Source organism: Capnocytophaga sp. oral taxon 412 str. F0487, assembly GCF_000271925.1.
In the GTDB taxonomy this organism is placed as follows: Bacteria; Bacteroidota; Bacteroidia; order Flavobacteriales; family Flavobacteriaceae; genus Capnocytophaga; species Capnocytophaga ochracea.
In genome coordinates, this window is the sequence record NZ_AJZR01000049.1 from 77,016 (window position 1) to 91,320 (window position 14,305).

Sequence of the window (14,305 nt, forward strand, 5' to 3'; positions counted from 1 at the left end):
CTCTTACCTTTTACCTAAAAAGGGTAGTCCAAAATTGCCAAAGTAAGATACAGAAATGGTATTTATCATTAGCAATTTTGGACTGGTTTTTTATGTTTTTTGTAAAGTTCTATTCAGGGAAAGCTAACTTTACAAATTCATCGAAAGTAACTTTCTTTACATCAGTATTTACATTTTCTTTGTAAAACTCAATGAGTTTCTTAAATACCAATTGTTGCTGAATGCGTTGTACTTCTTCTCGGTTTTGCAACACACGGTCTACAATGCCGTCTACATAACTATCGTCATCGGTAGGCATACCGTATTGAGATAACTGTGCTTTGATATAAGTGCGCGCAAAGTCTTTTAACTCTTCAAATTTAGGGTGCAAGTTATTATCTTCCATTACCTTGCCTTCGATAAGCTGATAACGCAATCCTTTTTCTGAATGCTCATATTCTTTTTCAGCTTCTTGCTCAGTAAGTTCTTTTTCACCAGCGGTGCGCAACCATTTTTTAAGGAAAGCAACAGGGAGGTCAAACTGAGTATTGTCTACCAAATAATCGGTAACGGTGTTTAAGAAATGCTGGTCGGCTTGCTCATTGTATTGTTGTTGAGCACCTTCTCTTATCTTGTTGCGCAATTGCTCTTCGGTGGTAACAGAACCATCAGGGAAGAGTTTATTAAACAACTCTTGGTTTAAAGTAGCTTTTTCACGTTCATTCACTTCTTCCAGCGTAAAAGTAACTTCTACATCTAAGTGATGAGCTTCGTCGTGCGATACTTTTAAGTAGTGCATTAAGCTGTGTGCATCTTTGAACAACCCTTTGGTTTGCAACTGAAATTGGTCACCTATCTTTTTGCCTACAAACTCTTTGCGAACAGCATTGCTGAGTTCTTCTAAGGTGAAAGTAGCTTGTGAGTCAATACCTTTTTCCTCGTTAAAGAAAGTACCAGTCACTTCAAGACTGTCATCATCTATAACTTCGCCTTTGGCAACGAGTTTACCAAATTGTTTCTGAATGCGTTCTACTTGTTTGTCGATTTGGTCATCAGTAACGGTAATTTCGTAGCGAACGATTCCTTTTTTAGGTTGCAAGTTTACTTCGATAGCAGGAGCCAAGCCTATTTCAAACTCAAAAGTAAAGTCATCGGCATCTAAGTCGATGTCTTTTTTCTCTTTGGGGAGTGGGTTACCTAAAATATTGAGTTTTTCATCGCCTATGTATTTGTACAACGAGTCTTGTAACACTCGGTTTATTTCGTCAAACTTCACAGCTTTGCCATACTGTCTTTTAATCATACCAGCAGGTACGTGACCCTTTCTAAATCCAGGAATAGAAGCAGTTTTTCTGTAATCGTTTAGTACTTTCTCTACTTTATCGGCGTAGTCGTTTTTTTCAATAGCTATCTTAATGACAGCATTCAAAGCATCTACTTGCTCTCTGTTTATATTCATTTTTTAAAAAATATTAATCCAAATTTTTCAGTTTGCAAAAGTAGTACATTTTTTTTATATAGCAAAACTTTATGCTAATTCTTATATTTTAAAAGCATCAATTTTACTTTTTTCTTCCCCTTAAAATTTTAATCATTCTCATCTCATTATGTTCTTTTCGTCGCTACATTCCTCAAAGAGGAAGTTTGCAACAGCTCAGTATGTGAATAAGGAGAGGTTTCTTTCTCCTTATCTTCATTCGTTGTTCGTTATTTGTTCATCTGCCCTTGCGACTCGCACCGTCTTTTGTTCATTGTTTGTTCGTTCATTGTTCGTTCATTGTTCGTCTTTTCTTCGTTCATTATTCGTCTTTTCTTCGTTCATTGTTTATCTTCTTGTGCGACTCGCACCGTCTTTTGTTCGTTCATTTTTTGTCTCACCTTTCCGTTACTACACTCCCTCTCCCAAGGAGAGGGCTGGGGAGAGGATATTTTCTTCGTCTTTTCTTTATCTGCCTGTGCGGATCGCACCGTCATTTGTTCGTCTACCCGTGTGGCTTGCACCGTCTTTTTATTACCCGTACATAGTGCTATGATTGCCTCTCGTGCTACGACTGTCTGTGTAGCTCGCACTATGATATTAACAGTGGATTTGCTAATTTGCCAATAATCTCTTACTTTTGCATCAAAAATATTCCTTATGAATAAAGATAACAAACTAATGCCTCCACAGTGGATTAAATATCCTGAACTTTCTGAATTTACGATGGGCTGGCGTATGGGCTATGGCGAAGAGTACCGTTACCATTTTGGGGATTGGTACGACACGCTTACATCTAAACAGCAGCAAGAGTATCAAAAGCTTTTTCCTTATCCTGTTTTTTGGCATCACAACAATTGGAAAATGATTAATAATGACGGTAAATTATCTCAAGATATTGTTGATAATGAAGAGGATTATTACTTTGGAAGTATTTCCTTTTGGCAACCTAAGGGAATGTGTAAATATTCCAAAGAAACCTTTCTTAACTCTCCTAAAAAACTCAAGTTTCTCTTCTTTTGGAAACCTAATGCCGATGCCATAGATGAATCCTGTTTTTCACAATGGCAACTTTCGCCTTTTAATGTAAATGCCGATGAATATTCGTGTACTGAGCAGTATATGATGGCTGAAAAAGCACGTTTGTTTGACGATGAAGAAGTAGAAAAGGAAATAATGAATACTACCGATCCTAAGCTGATGAAAGCTTTAGGTAGAAAGGTACGCAATTTCGACCCTGCCGTATGGGATAAGGTGAAATACAGTATTGTACTTAATGGCAATTACTATAAATTTACCCAAAACCAAGCAATGATGGATTTTCTTTTATCTACGGGTGATAAGATATTAGTAGAAGCCAGTCCGTTAGACACCATTTGGGGTATTGGTTTAGGTAAAGATAACGAAAAAGCGTTCAACATCGCTTCGTGGCGTGGTAAGAATCTCTTGGGGTTTGCCCTAATGGAAGTACGAGATGAACTGCGCAAACTTTATAAGAACGCACACTTGTTGCTATAGTATGTAAAGACCAATCACTAAAAGAACTTCTCATTGACGATTTTTAAGTTTTACTTTGTCAATTGAGTAGTATTTTATATTTTTGCGCCAAAATACATCAAAGATGCTTATCATAGGAATTACAGGAGGAACAGGTTGTGGTAAAACAACTGTTGTTAATCAAATTATTAAAGAACTCTCAGGTGAGGAAGTTACCGTTATTTCACAAGATTCTTACTATAAAGATTTGAGTTATCTTAGCTTTTCTGACCGCACCAAAATCAATTTCGACCATCCCAACTCTATCGATTTTGATTTGCTTAAAGAACATTTATTGGCATTAAGAGAAGGAAAAGATATTCAAAGTCCTACTTATTCATTCGTAGAACACAATCGTACTAACGAAACCGTTTTAGTTAAACCTACCAAAGTGGTAATTGTAGAAGGTATTCTTATCTTTGCACACCCCGATATCCGTGAGCTTTTTGATATTAAAATATTTGTACACGCCGATTCTGATGAACGACTTATACGTCGTATCAAACGCGATACAACCGAGAGAGGTCGTGATGTGAATGAAGTACTCAATCGCTATCAAACCACCTTAAAACCTATGCATTTAGAGTTTATTGAACCTGCTAAAGAATTCGCCGATATCATTATTCCTAATAATAAGCGCAATAAAGTAGCTATTGATATCATTAAAACAATAGTGCATAACCGTATATTTCAAAAATAATGAAAAAGTTACTTGAATATCTATCTTTATTGAAGGGCTATAAACTATATCTCGCCATATTATTCTTTTTTATAATATGGATGACTTTCTTTGATGCTAATTCTATATTAACTCATCACGAACTCAATAAAGAAAGAGAAAAACTCAATAAGCAAAAACAGTTCCTTAAAAGGGAGATTGAAAAAGATAAAAAAGAACTTCAATCTCTTTACACCGAAGAAGGTAAAGAGAAGTTAGGACGTGAAATATACTATCTCAAACACGACGACGAAGAAGTGTTTATCATCGAATACGATAGCATTAATTAAAACAATAAACTAACTTTTTTTTAAATTAGCTATGAACAAACGATATGAGAATATTAGCAAGATGAACGACATTCTTGCTAAATTAGAAAATACTCTTACCAAAGCTCAAGAAGTATTGGAAGAATGGAAAGCAATTCAACCGGAGTATGACCAGTTGGTAACTTATTACGATAGTAAACAGTGGCGCCAAGACTATTTTGATAGCAATGATGGTAAAATACCTGACGAAGTACCGCAATGGGTACTCACACAAGATGCTATTTTTGATGCTATTGGCACTCAGTTTTATTTAGCTGATGAATATCGCACTTTATTAGATAAAATTAAAGCAAAAGAAATGAATCCTTAGGAAATCACCGCTTATACTTTTGTAAACTCTTAAAGTTTTTACCAAATCATATGAATAAAGAAACCTTGCAACAACTGTGGGAAACACTACCTCCTAATAATTTAATGCGTGATTGGCAAATGGAAATTGCTGAAATTACTGAAAGTACTATTACTCTTAGTATGCCAGTTACCGAACGCGTTACTCAGATAGATGGGGTTCTTCACGGAGGGGCTACACTTGCGCTGGCAGAAACTGCAGGGAGTTTAGGAGCTTATTTGCTCTATCGAGAAGAAGGAGAGCAGATACGAGGTATAGAACTAAGTGCTAATCACGTGCGAGCAGGTAGGGTAGGAGATACACTCTATGCTAAGGCAATATGTGTGAATGCAGGTAGAATGCTTCAGTTATGGGAAATAAAAGTAACAAATCAAGACGAAAAGCTTATCTCTTACTGCAAATTTACCACTATACGAATTAATTACTAACTGTTAATCATTGAAAAATGGCTGAGTTTATAAAACTATATAACGAAAATCCCAATGAAAAAGATATAAGTAAGGTAGTAGAAGTCCTTCGCTGTGGAGGATTGATTATTTATCCTACCGACACAGTTTACGGATTAGGCTGTGATATTACTAACACTAAAGCTCTTGAAAAGATTGCACGTATCAAAGGGGTAAAGCTCGAAAAAGCAAACTTCTCTTTTGTATGTTCTGATTTAAAGAACCTATCAGATTACGTAAAACAAATAGATACAAGTACTTTTAAGTTGTTGAAACGTACGTTACCTGGTCCTTATACTTTCATTATGCAAGGTAATAATAATTTACCTAAAGATTTTAAGAAGAAAAAAACAGTGGGTATTCGTGTCCCCGATAATTTAATAGCTCGTACAATTGTAGAGAAATTAGGGAACCCTATTGTATCTACCTCTATTTATGATGAAGATGATGTGATAGAATATACCACCGATCCAGAACTTATTTTCGAAAAATGGCAAAACAAAGTAGATTTGGTGATTGACGGCGGTTATGGTGATAATGTAGCTTCCACAGTTATAGACCTTTCAGGAGATGCTCCTAAAGTATTGCGTGAAGGCAAAGGAGACATATCGATTATTTAATATTAGCCGTTAGTGGTTAGAAACTAACGACTAACGGCTAATATAGCTTTTTAGTGCCTCTACATATCGCTCAAAAGCTAAAAGACCTTCTTTGGTGAGCTGAACTTTGGTATTGGGGTAGTTGTCTTTAAAAGATTTTTTGACAGTGATATAACCAGCAGTCTCTAACTTCTGGATTTGCACAGAAATATTACCAGAGGTAGCTTTGGTTATTTCCTTAATATGGGCAAAATCAGCCTTTTCTTCTGAAACCAATAGAGAGACGATAGCCAAACGAAGCTGTGAGTGCAAAATAGGGTCTAAATCAGCGAACATTACTTCTCTTTTTATATTTGTTATGAAATTGAATACCAGGCACTAAGAACAATAAGGCTGCTAATACTACACATAGTAAAGGCAAATAGATTTCATAACTAAAAGGCACAAATATACCTGTATAAATTAACAACAAAGCTACTAACGATGTTGCTATCCAGAGTTTCATTTTCATTTGTAATGCCATTGCTAAAGCTACAAAAGCAAAAGGCAGATAAATGACCAAAATGGCTATTTGAAATTTTCCAAAAGGGCTCAAAGGTACTAAAAAAGCAAAAATTGCATTAATGCCTGCAGCTGCCCATATCCAATCTAACCAATCGACGTAGTTTTTCTGTGTAGCAACTTTCTTTTCTTTGTATTTGATAATGAAGTTCACCACAAAGCCAAGAGGCATTAATATCAACCATACAAATCCTGATTGTTTGGGATAATAGTTGGTGATAAGCATCGCAAACTGCAGTACGCCTGCAAGCATAATGAGCACACTCCAAAAGATGAGGAAGAAACCGTTCTCTTCGTACTTTTGTTTTCGTTGATTGATGACAGACTGAATGATTTTCAAGCTGTCGGATACTTGTAAGTCCATAATGTTAAAATGTTTAATGTTATAAATTCGCTGCAAATATAAGTTAGTTTATAATATAAACCAAATTTTTAGCAATTATTTTTATATCATAAGATATGTTTTTTTTTATATAAACCTGTAATTCAATTAATTATAAAAGTTTAATTTTACAGTTTACAAGTGCGTGCGAGCCAAAATTTGTTTACTTGGTATTATTTTTATATTTTTGCACTTATAATAATGAGAATCTTTAATGATTTCATTTACTATTCATTTTTTACTTTTCACTAAACTATGGCTGACGATAAAAAGATAATCTTTTCAATGAATAAGGTAAGCAAAACCTATTCATCTACTAATAAACAGGTACTCAAAGATATTTACCTAAGTTTCTTCTATGGAGCTAAAATCGGTATTTTAGGGCTTAATGGCTCTGGTAAATCCTCTCTGCTAAAAATTATTGCAGGAATAGATAAAAACTATCAAGGAGAAGTAGTATTTGCTCCTAATTATACCATAGGCTATCTCGAACAAGAACCTCATCTTGATGATGATAAAACTGTTATTGAAGTAGTACGCGAAGGAGTAGCCGAAACAGTAAAACTCTTAGAGGAATTCAATCATATCAACGATCTTTTTGGGCTCGAGGAAAACTATTCTGACCCCGATAAGATGCAAAAGCTGATGGATAAGCAAGCCGAGTTACAAGACAAGATAGATGCCTTGAATGCTTGGGAACTCGACAATCAGTTAGAAGTAGCGATGGAAGCCCTCCGTACCCCTGAACCCGATACGCCTATCAAAGTGCTTTCGGGAGGAGAACGCCGTAGGGTGGCACTCTGCCGTCTACTCTTGCAACAACCCGATGTTTTGTTACTCGACGAGCCAACTAACCACCTCGATGCAGAATCGGTATTGTGGTTAGAACAGCATTTGCAACAGTATGCAGGTACAGTCATAGCCGTTACTCACGACCGTTATTTTTTAGACAATGTAGCGGGTTGGATATTAGAGCTCGATCGTGGAGAAGGTATTCCTTGGAAAGGCAATTACTCTTCTTGGCTCGAACAAAAAGCTAAACGTTTGGCTCAAGAACAGAAAACTGAAAACAAACGTCAGAAAGTATTGGAGCGTGAGCTCGAATGGGTACGTCAAGGAGCTAAAGGACGTCAAGCCAAACAAAAAGCACGTTTGCAGAATTATGATCGTCTGCTCAATGAAGACCAAAAACAATTAGAAGAAAAGTTGGAAATATATATTCCCAACGGACCTCGTTTAGGAACTAATGTAATAGAAGCACGTCACGTAGCCAAAGCTTTTGGTGATAAGCTACTCTATGATGATTTAAACTTTGTGCTTCCTCAAGCAGGAATAGTGGGAGTGATAGGACCTAATGGAGCAGGTAAATCTACTATCTTCCGTATGATAATGGGTGAGGAACAGCCCGATAGTGGTGAGTTTCTGGTAGGTGACACCGTAAAGATAGCTTATGTAGATCAAACTCACAAACAAATAGACCCCGAGAAGTCTATATGGGAGAATTTCTCTGGTGGACAAGACCTCATTATGATGGGAGGTAGACAAGTGAACTCTCGTGCTTATCTCAGTAGATTTAACTTTGGAGGTAGCGAACAAAATAAAAAAGTAGCCACTCTTTCAGGTGGAGAACGTAACCGTTTACACTTGGCAATGACTCTTAAAGAAGAGGGTAACGTATTACTGTTAGACGAGCCTACCAACGATTTAGACGTAAATACTCTTCGCGCCTTAGAAGAAGGTTTAGAGAACTTTGCAGGTTGTGCAGTAGTAATTTCACACGACCGTTGGTTTTTAGACCGTATTTGTACTCATATCTTAGCTTTTGAAGGTGACTCACAAGTGTATTTCTTTGAAGGTAGCTTTTCAGAGTATGAAGAGAATAAGAAAAAACGACTTGGCAAAGAAGTAACACCTACTCGTATTAAGTATAAGAAGTTAGTACGGTAAGAATAATAAATATGAAAACTTTTTGATAAATATTTGTTGTTTTTCCAATTAGGTTTTGTACTTTTGTGCCAAAATAAAAAAATAATATGAAGTCTTTTTTACCAACTATGTTTTATTACGGGTTTCCTGTAGTACTTCTTACTACTACCGATAAAGATGGAAACGCCGATGTAACGCCTATTTCAAGCACCTTTACTTTAGGTGCGAATGCTGTGATAGCCCTTGTAAAACTAAACAAGGCTTATCATAATGTGATGGAAGTGCCCGAGGTAGTTTTTAACCTCCCTACGGCAGCTATGTGGAAAAAAGTAGAGGCAATTGCCCCTTATACCGCTCAAAACCCTGTGCCTCCTCAAAAAATGGGTAAATACACTTATACTGACGACAAGTTTAGTATTGGAGGATTTACCCAATTACCTTCAGAAAAAGTACGCCCTCCGCGTATTGCCGAATGCCCTATTCAGGCAGAAGCTAAAGTGAAAAACGTGAATGACCGCGATGCTTATGTACTTGTAGAATTGGAATTTGTGCAAGTACACGCTGAAGACCATTTGGTAATGGAAGGTAATAAAATCAATCCATTAGAGTGGGAACCACTTATCTATAACTTTAAACATTATTACGGATTGGGAGAACACAAAGGTTTGAATTTCAGTATTAAGTAATGGCTTATCTAAGATAAGAAAAAAAAAAGCTTTGCTAAAACTTGTAAGAGTTTTAGCAAAGCTTTTTTTATATTCTTTATTGTTAATTGCTAATTATTTTTTACCTTTGCTTCATTAAACAAAAACATTATACAAGATGATGAGAAAAACAGTAAAAACCGCACTGTTGTTTTCGTCGGCAGCACTCATTGTTGCTTGTGGCGGGAAAATGCAATGACAGACAAAAATGCAGACAAGGGGATTGCTCTTGCTGAAATGGACACTACGGTGCGTCCGCAAGATGATTTCTACAATTATGTGAACGGCACTTGGGCTAAAACTGCCAAAATACCAGCCGATAAACCTACGTGGGGCTCTTTCCATATCCTACGCGAGAAAACCGATGAGAATTGCTTGCTTATCTTGGATAATCTCCTCAAGGAAAACTTTGCTCAAGGTACTGAAGGTCAGAAAATAAAGGACCTCTACGAATCATTTATCGATTGGAAAAAGCGTGATGCCGAAGGGCTTAAACCTATTGAAGGTTATTTGAATAAGATTGAGGCTATTAAAAACCTCACAGACCTTCAAAAGTATTTGGAAGAGGTAACTCGAGAGGGCGAAAACCCAATCTGTGCTTGGGGGGTATATGCCGATATGAAGGATTCTAATATGAATACTGTGTATCTCGGCAACTTTAGCATCGGTATGGGGCGCGATTACTATCAAAAAGACAACAAGGAGAATACTGAGGCTTTACAAAAGTATCAAGATTATGTAAAGGCTATCTTCAAAGTGCTTAAAGACGATAAAGCTGCTGAGAAAGCTAAACAAATGGTAGATTTTGAACGCTCGATAGCCAAATTGATGCTCACCAATGAGGAAGATCGCAATCCTAACCTTAGCTACAACCCTCAAACAATTGCTGAGCTCAGCAAGTTGGTGAAGAACCTCAATCTACCTCAGTTTCTTAAAAACGTAGGGGTGAACACTGATAAAGTAGTTGTTTCTGAAATTCGTTTGTACAAACAATACGATAAGTTTATCAACGAAAAGAACTTGCCTCTTATCAAAGATTACCTCAAATATCAATTAGTAGCCGATAATGCGAGCAACCTTACCAAAGAACTCGATGAGCTTTCTTTTAACTTCTACAACAAGGAGTTGCAAGGACAACAAGAACAACGTCCGATGAACAAACGTGCGCTAAGTGTGATCAATGGTATTTTGGGTGAAGCCTTTGGTAAATTGTATGTAGAAAAGTATTTTCCACCTAAAGCTAAAGAAGAAATGGTTACTTTGGTAGATTATCTCAAAAAGAGCTTTGCACAACATATCAAAGATGTAACTTGGATGTCAGACGCTACTAAGGAAAAGGCTTTGGCTAAACTTAATAAATTTACTGTGAAGGTAGGTTACCCTGATAAGTGGGAAGATTACTCTAAACTAACCATTGAACCGGCTGCTAAAACGGTGTATTTTGCTAACTTGCAACGCGTGAGTGAATGGGCTTACCAAAAGAGTTTGGAAAAAGTAGGCAAGCCTGTAGATAAAACTAAATGGGGTATGTCGCCTCAAACAGTGAATGCGTATTACAATCCATTGTATAATGAAATCGTTTTCCCTGCGGCTATCTTACAACCTCCTTTCTTCAATTTCGAAGCCGACCCTGCGGTGAACTTCGGTGGTATTGGTGCTGTAATAGGTCACGAAATGACACACGGATTTGACGATAGTGGCGCTGAATTTGACGGCGATGGTAATCTAAAAAATTGGTGGACTCCTGAAGATAAAAAGAACTTTGAGAACGCTACCAAAGCCCTTGCTAAACAATACGACCAATACGAACCTGTAAAAGGTGTATTCGTAAATGGTACTTTCACCAGTGGTGAGAACATAGCTGACCTCGGTGGGGTGAACATCGCTTTTGATGCTTTGCAAATGTACTTAAAAGATAAAGGTAATGTAGGTAAGATAAGCAATTTCACTCAAGAACAACGTTTCTTTATCTCTTGGGGTACCGTATGGCGTACGCTTTCGACTGATAAATACCTTACAAATCAAGTAAAAACCGACCCTCATAGCCCAGGATATTTCCGTTCATTCGGTCCGCTTGTGAATGTAGACGCTTGGTATAAAGCCTTTGATGTAAAAGAAGGTGATAAACTTTATAAAAAACCTGAAGACCGCATCAAAATTTGGTAGGTGAGCACCGCACTGATAGTAACTCCTACTAATCCGTGCATTGCAACACTCTGCCCTGTAACATACAAATTCTTGATGTGAGTTTGTGGCATAAAAACGCTTTCCATTATATGGTTAGCGTTTTTTTTGTAGCCGTACAATGCTCCCGTGGGGTTGCCTATATAATCGCGGTAAGTAAGCGGTGTAGAGGTGTAGTAATGAGCAATAGCACTTTTGAGTGTAGGAAATTGTTGAGCAACTACATCTAATAAATCCATAGCGCGCTGACTTTTGAAAACTTCATACTGGTTGCCTCTTGGGTTGCCCTCGGTGTTGGTCGTAAAACTATTTTGCCAGCGTTGCAGTTCATCAGTGTTCATATAGGTGAGGATAGTAACATTATCAGTATACTCCCTGCTGTCTTTTGGTGGATTCATAGAGAGCATATATGAAAGCGGAAAGTCGTTATTAGGGTAATTAGTAGCGTGGTAAACACTGTTATTATCCTTAAACCAATATACATTATAAGGCAAGTAGCGAAAAGAATTTGGCTTGAGTACCAAATGCAATGAAAAGGCAGCAACCGTAGGTTGTAAGCCCTGCACGCGTTTGCAAAAAGAAGGCTTAAAAGGCGTTTTGCCTGTGATGTTGAGTAGTTGCTTTACATCTATAGCCGAGATGATTTGTTTTGCAATAAACCGCTCTCCTTGCTTGGTGAGTACTGTACTGATGGTATTACCCTCACTGTATTCAAACCCTATGACCTCCCTTTGGTTGAAAAGGTCAGCACCGTATTGGCGCAATTTTTCAATAAGCAAGTTGGTGATTTGGCTACCTCCTTGTGTGAGTCGCCAAGTACTTTCTATATAAGAATTAACCGAAAGTGCGTGTACGTATAAAGGTGTCTGTTCGTCAGTACCTCCATAGAGAAAGTTAGAGCCCAATAGCACGGCTTTGAGTCGTTCATTATTGGTAATACTATTAAGGAAATCTAAGAGTTTTAAAGAAAGCGTATGCACATCGTAATCGGCTACTGCTTGCTTATGGCGGTAGAGTGGAAACTTATCGCAAATAGATTGCATTGTGTGAGCATACTCTTCTAAGGCTTTCTTTTCATTGGGGAAGTAGAAGAGGAGTTGTTGCACGAAGTTCTCATAACCCTGAGCGTGAGGATACATTACGTTAGGTGTATCGCCAAAACAAATACGGTCGTAGCCGTTTATATCAAGGCGTTCTACCGAAAGATGAGTGGCAATACCTACATCTTTAAAATATTCGTATAACACCTGACCTTCTGCGAGACTTCCTATGTAATGCACTCCTGTATCAAACAGCGTATTATTGCGCACAAAAGTTTGCAAGTTACCCCCATACTGCTCATTTTTCTCCAATATACATACTTTCTTTCCTGCTTTTGCCAAGAGCAAAGCTGAAAAGAGCCCCGAGAGTCCGCTACCTATCACCAAAACATCGTATTGCTTCATTGTCTATATTCCAAAACTCGTCAAAAACTTATCGATATACAGCTGTTTTTCTTTTGATTTATACTGTTGGATAAAGCGAGGGTGCTCTAATACTACCATTTCACCAAATAAAGTAGCTTCTTTATTTAATTTTTGTAAGAAAGTAGCGTTCTTTTTGCCTAATACGAACACCTTTTGAGTATCTACTCCTAAGGCGATATGCTTTTTTAAAGTTTCTATCATATAGTCTTTTAGTGATTTGAAGAGTGCCTCTTCATCGTAATAATTAGCATTGAGCCATTTGCCGTCAGAGGCTTTTCGCACAATAGCCAAAGGAAAAGGAGAATTGATATAAAAATCATTGTAGAACTTAGTAACTCCACCGTATGCTTTTATCATATCATACATAAAAACAGATGATACTTCGTGAGTATGTGCCGACTTCATTACAATACCACACTCGCTTTTTAATCGCTTGGTATCAGTAAAAGGAACGCCTGTAACTCCTGCCCCGTGTCGGCTGGGATTGATACCTATAATGAATTTCCGCTGGCGGTTATCGTTGTAGAATTTGTGATAAAAAGCACGCATTACCTCCATAGTTTCAGGGTTATCCATATAAGGATTCAGCACATCAAAACCCTTAGGCAAGGATTGGTTGTACTCTAAATGTGTGTTGAAGTTGATAATTCTATCGGCGAAAGTACTCATTAGGCTTGTTTTTTGAATTTTACTGCTACCCAGTTGTTGCGTTCTAAGTTCTTGATGTATTGCAAACCGTATGCTTGCGCTTTTTTGCGGATAAGAGGTATATCTTCCTTGTAAAAACCACTGAGCAAGAGAGTGCCTCCTGCTTTGAGGACTGGCACATACTGCGGTATATCGTTTAAGAGAATATTACGGTTGATATTGGCAATAATAAGGTCGAAGTCTTTTTCATTAGCCAGTGAGGAAGCATCTCCCAACTGTACTTTGATGTGCTTACAACCATTGCGTTCTACGTTTTCTGTGGAGTTCTCTACACACCATTCGTCTACATCAATGGCAAGTACCTCAGTAGCACCGCGTTTGGCTGCCATAATAGCAAGTACGCTTGTGCCACAACCCATATCGAGCACCTTTTTGCCTTTGAGTTCTTCCTTTAAAAGGAATTGCAACATCATATAAGTAGTTTCGTGATGACCAGTACCAAAACTCATCTTAGGGTCGATAACAATTTCATAAGGGGTATGTGCTTCGGGGTGGAAGGTAGCACGCACGGTACACTCATCGTCTACGGTGATAGGCTCGAAGTGTTTTTCCCATTCCTCATTCCAGTTCACCTGTTCAATAGTTTGATGTGTGTAGGTAATTTGAAACTCCTCGCTGTGAAGTATCTGTATGTCAGAGAGTATATTAGCATTCCAAAAGGGTTCTTGTATATAAGCCTGCAAACCGGTTTCGGTATCTACAAAGCTCTCGAAGCCTACTTCGGCGAGTTCGGCAACTAATATTTCAGAAGCAACCCCCATAGGGGCAATGGTAAAAGTGTATTCTATGTAATTCATTAAATATAATTGATTATCAGTATTATTTATTTAAGTGGAGTACTGATTAGAAAACTGAGAAAAAAATGTTAAAATATATAAAAACCGTGCATTTTCTTCAAAAAAAATTGATTAAAACACTTCTTTATCTTTATTGCTATGAAA

General features: G+C 37.5%; 15 protein-coding genes and 1 pseudogene. 9 read left to right on the forward strand and 7 right to left on the reverse strand.

Translation table 11 applies throughout. The features are described from left to right. Positions 1-109: 109 nt before the first annotated feature. Both tig and HMPREF1321_RS11905 read right to left on the reverse strand, forming a co-directional pair. The gene (gene tig, locus HMPREF1321_RS08205) at positions 110-1,438 is read right to left on the reverse strand and encodes a trigger factor (RefSeq protein WP_009422171.1); all 1,329 of its coding nucleotides are present in this window, start codon (positions 1,436-1,438) and stop codon (positions 110-112) included. A 359-nt stretch (positions 1,439-1,797) separates the two neighbouring features. Next, the gene (locus HMPREF1321_RS11905; RefSeq protein WP_034575930.1) at positions 1,798-2,133 is read right to left on the reverse strand and encodes a hypothetical protein; all 336 of its coding nucleotides are present in this window, start codon (positions 2,131-2,133) and stop codon (positions 1,798-1,800) included. On the opposite strand from HMPREF1321_RS11905, the gene HMPREF1321_RS08215 reads away from it, so the two are divergent. The 6 genes from HMPREF1321_RS08215 to HMPREF1321_RS08240 all read left to right on the forward strand — a co-directional run bounded on the left by HMPREF1321_RS08215 (position 2,117) and on the right by HMPREF1321_RS08240 (position 5,454). Continuing rightward, a complete protein-coding gene (locus tag HMPREF1321_RS08215; RefSeq protein WP_009422159.1) occupies positions 2,117-2,974 on the forward strand; it encodes an NADAR family protein in 858 nt (285 codons plus the stop codon). The genes HMPREF1321_RS11905 and HMPREF1321_RS08215 overlap by 17 nt on opposite strands. Before the next feature lie 103 nt (positions 2,975-3,077). Next, a complete protein-coding gene (udk, locus tag HMPREF1321_RS08220) occupies positions 3,078-3,692 on the forward strand; it encodes a uridine kinase (RefSeq protein ID WP_009422179.1) in 615 nt (204 codons plus the stop codon). After that, positions 3,692-4,000, forward strand: coding sequence for a septum formation initiator family protein (locus HMPREF1321_RS08225; protein ID WP_002672207.1), 309 nt, complete (start codon positions 3,692-3,694; stop codon positions 3,998-4,000). The genes udk and HMPREF1321_RS08225 overlap by 1 nt, the downstream gene beginning before the upstream one ends. Positions 4,001-4,031: 31 nt before the next feature. Continuing rightward, positions 4,032-4,349: a DUF4298 domain-containing protein gene (locus HMPREF1321_RS08230; protein WP_009422172.1), complete on the forward strand. Its 318-nt coding sequence runs from the start codon at positions 4,032-4,034 to the stop codon at positions 4,347-4,349. A gap of 50 nt (positions 4,350-4,399) precedes the next feature. Beyond that, positions 4,400-4,816 carry a PaaI family thioesterase gene (locus tag HMPREF1321_RS08235; protein ID WP_009422177.1) on the forward strand — a complete coding sequence of 139 codons (417 nt, stop codon included), beginning with the start codon at positions 4,400-4,402 and terminating at the stop codon, positions 4,814-4,816. A 17-nt stretch (positions 4,817-4,833) separates the two neighbouring features. Next, a complete protein-coding gene (locus HMPREF1321_RS08240; protein ID WP_009422182.1) occupies positions 4,834-5,454 on the forward strand; it encodes an L-threonylcarbamoyladenylate synthase in 621 nt (206 codons plus the stop codon). Positions 5,455-5,484: 30 nt separating this feature from the next. Here the strand turns inward: HMPREF1321_RS08240 and HMPREF1321_RS08245 are convergent, their stop codons facing one another. Together HMPREF1321_RS08245 and HMPREF1321_RS08250 are read right to left on the reverse strand one after the other, a co-directional pair. Further along, positions 5,485-5,769: a winged helix-turn-helix domain-containing protein gene (locus HMPREF1321_RS08245; protein WP_009422184.1), complete on the reverse strand. Its 285-nt coding sequence runs from the start codon at positions 5,767-5,769 to the stop codon at positions 5,485-5,487. After that, positions 5,759-6,358, reverse strand: coding sequence for a hypothetical protein (locus HMPREF1321_RS08250; RefSeq protein ID WP_009422133.1), 600 nt, complete (start codon positions 6,356-6,358; stop codon positions 5,759-5,761). The genes HMPREF1321_RS08245 and HMPREF1321_RS08250 overlap by 11 nt, the downstream gene beginning before the upstream one ends. A 273-nt stretch (positions 6,359-6,631) precedes the next feature. Here HMPREF1321_RS08250 and ettA point away from each other — a divergent pair, with 273 nt between their 5' ends. The 3 genes and pseudogenes from ettA (at position 6,632) to HMPREF1321_RS08265 (ending at position 11,172) form a co-directional block, all read left to right on the forward strand. Continuing rightward, positions 6,632-8,323: an energy-dependent translational throttle protein EttA gene (ettA, locus tag HMPREF1321_RS08255; RefSeq protein WP_009422147.1), complete on the forward strand. Its 1,692-nt coding sequence runs from the start codon at positions 6,632-6,634 to the stop codon at positions 8,321-8,323. A gap of 86 nt (positions 8,324-8,409) precedes the next feature. Further along, positions 8,410-8,988 carry a flavin reductase family protein gene (locus HMPREF1321_RS08260; protein WP_009422129.1) on the forward strand — a complete coding sequence of 193 codons (579 nt, stop codon included), beginning with the start codon at positions 8,410-8,412 and terminating at the stop codon, positions 8,986-8,988. Between the two features lie 136 nt (positions 8,989-9,124). Beyond that, a pseudogene (locus HMPREF1321_RS08265) lies at positions 9,125-11,172 on the forward strand (M13 family metallopeptidase). Here HMPREF1321_RS08265 and HMPREF1321_RS08270 read toward each other — a convergent pair. Genes HMPREF1321_RS08270 through prmA form a run of 3 tightly spaced genes read right to left on the reverse strand, consistent with a single transcriptional unit; the run spans position 11,136 to position 14,161 of the window. Beyond that, complete coding sequence (locus HMPREF1321_RS08270) at positions 11,136-12,635, reverse strand: phytoene desaturase family protein (RefSeq protein ID WP_009422135.1); 1,500 nt, start codon at positions 12,633-12,635, stop codon at positions 11,136-11,138. The pseudogene HMPREF1321_RS08265 and the gene HMPREF1321_RS08270 sit on opposite strands and share 37 nt — an antisense overlap. Positions 12,636-12,638: 3 nt before the next feature. After that, the gene (locus tag HMPREF1321_RS08275) at positions 12,639-13,325 is read right to left on the reverse strand and encodes an SMUG2 DNA glycosylase family protein (RefSeq protein WP_009422194.1); all 687 of its coding nucleotides are present in this window, start codon (positions 13,323-13,325) and stop codon (positions 12,639-12,641) included. Next, a complete protein-coding gene (gene prmA / locus HMPREF1321_RS08280; protein ID WP_009422196.1) occupies positions 13,325-14,161 on the reverse strand; it encodes a 50S ribosomal protein L11 methyltransferase in 837 nt (278 codons plus the stop codon). The genes HMPREF1321_RS08275 and prmA overlap by 1 nt, the downstream gene beginning before the upstream one ends. Between the last annotated feature and the right edge of the window lie 144 nt (positions 14,162-14,305).

Excerpts from the sequence above, each read along its gene's own strand:
- HMPREF1321_RS08260 (WP_009422129.1), top strand. The coding sequence starts at position 8,410 with ATGAAGTCTTTTTTACCAACTATGTTTTATTACGGGTTTCCTGTAGTA.
- tig (WP_009422171.1), bottom strand. The coding sequence starts at position 1,438 with ATGAATATAAACAGAGAGCAAGTAGATGCTTTGAATGCTGTCATTAAG.
- udk (WP_009422179.1), top strand. The coding sequence starts at position 3,078 with ATGCTTATCATAGGAATTACAGGAGGAACAGGTTGTGGTAAAACAACT.
- HMPREF1321_RS08215 (WP_009422159.1), top strand. The coding sequence starts at position 2,117 with ATGAATAAAGATAACAAACTAATGCCTCCACAGTGGATTAAATATCCT.
- HMPREF1321_RS08240 (WP_009422182.1), top strand. The coding sequence starts at position 4,834 with ATGGCTGAGTTTATAAAACTATATAACGAAAATCCCAATGAAAAAGAT.
- HMPREF1321_RS08245 (WP_009422184.1), bottom strand. The coding sequence starts at position 5,769 with ATGTTCGCTGATTTAGACCCTATTTTGCACTCACAGCTTCGTTTGGCT.
- HMPREF1321_RS08275 (WP_009422194.1), bottom strand. The coding sequence starts at position 13,325 with ATGAGTACTTTCGCCGATAGAATTATCAACTTCAACACACATTTAGAG.
- HMPREF1321_RS08250 (WP_009422133.1), bottom strand. The coding sequence starts at position 6,358 with ATGGACTTACAAGTATCCGACAGCTTGAAAATCATTCAGTCTGTCATC.
- HMPREF1321_RS08225 (WP_002672207.1), top strand. The coding sequence starts at position 3,692 with ATGAAAAAGTTACTTGAATATCTATCTTTATTGAAGGGCTATAAACTA.
- HMPREF1321_RS08230 (WP_009422172.1), top strand. The coding sequence starts at position 4,032 with ATGAACAAACGATATGAGAATATTAGCAAGATGAACGACATTCTTGCT.
- ettA (WP_009422147.1), top strand. The coding sequence starts at position 6,632 with ATGGCTGACGATAAAAAGATAATCTTTTCAATGAATAAGGTAAGCAAA.
- HMPREF1321_RS08270 (WP_009422135.1), bottom strand. The coding sequence starts at position 12,635 with ATGAAGCAATACGATGTTTTGGTGATAGGTAGCGGACTCTCGGGGCTC.
- prmA (WP_009422196.1), bottom strand. The coding sequence starts at position 14,161 with ATGAATTACATAGAATACACTTTTACCATTGCCCCTATGGGGGTTGCT.
- HMPREF1321_RS08235 (WP_009422177.1), top strand. The coding sequence starts at position 4,400 with ATGAATAAAGAAACCTTGCAACAACTGTGGGAAACACTACCTCCTAAT.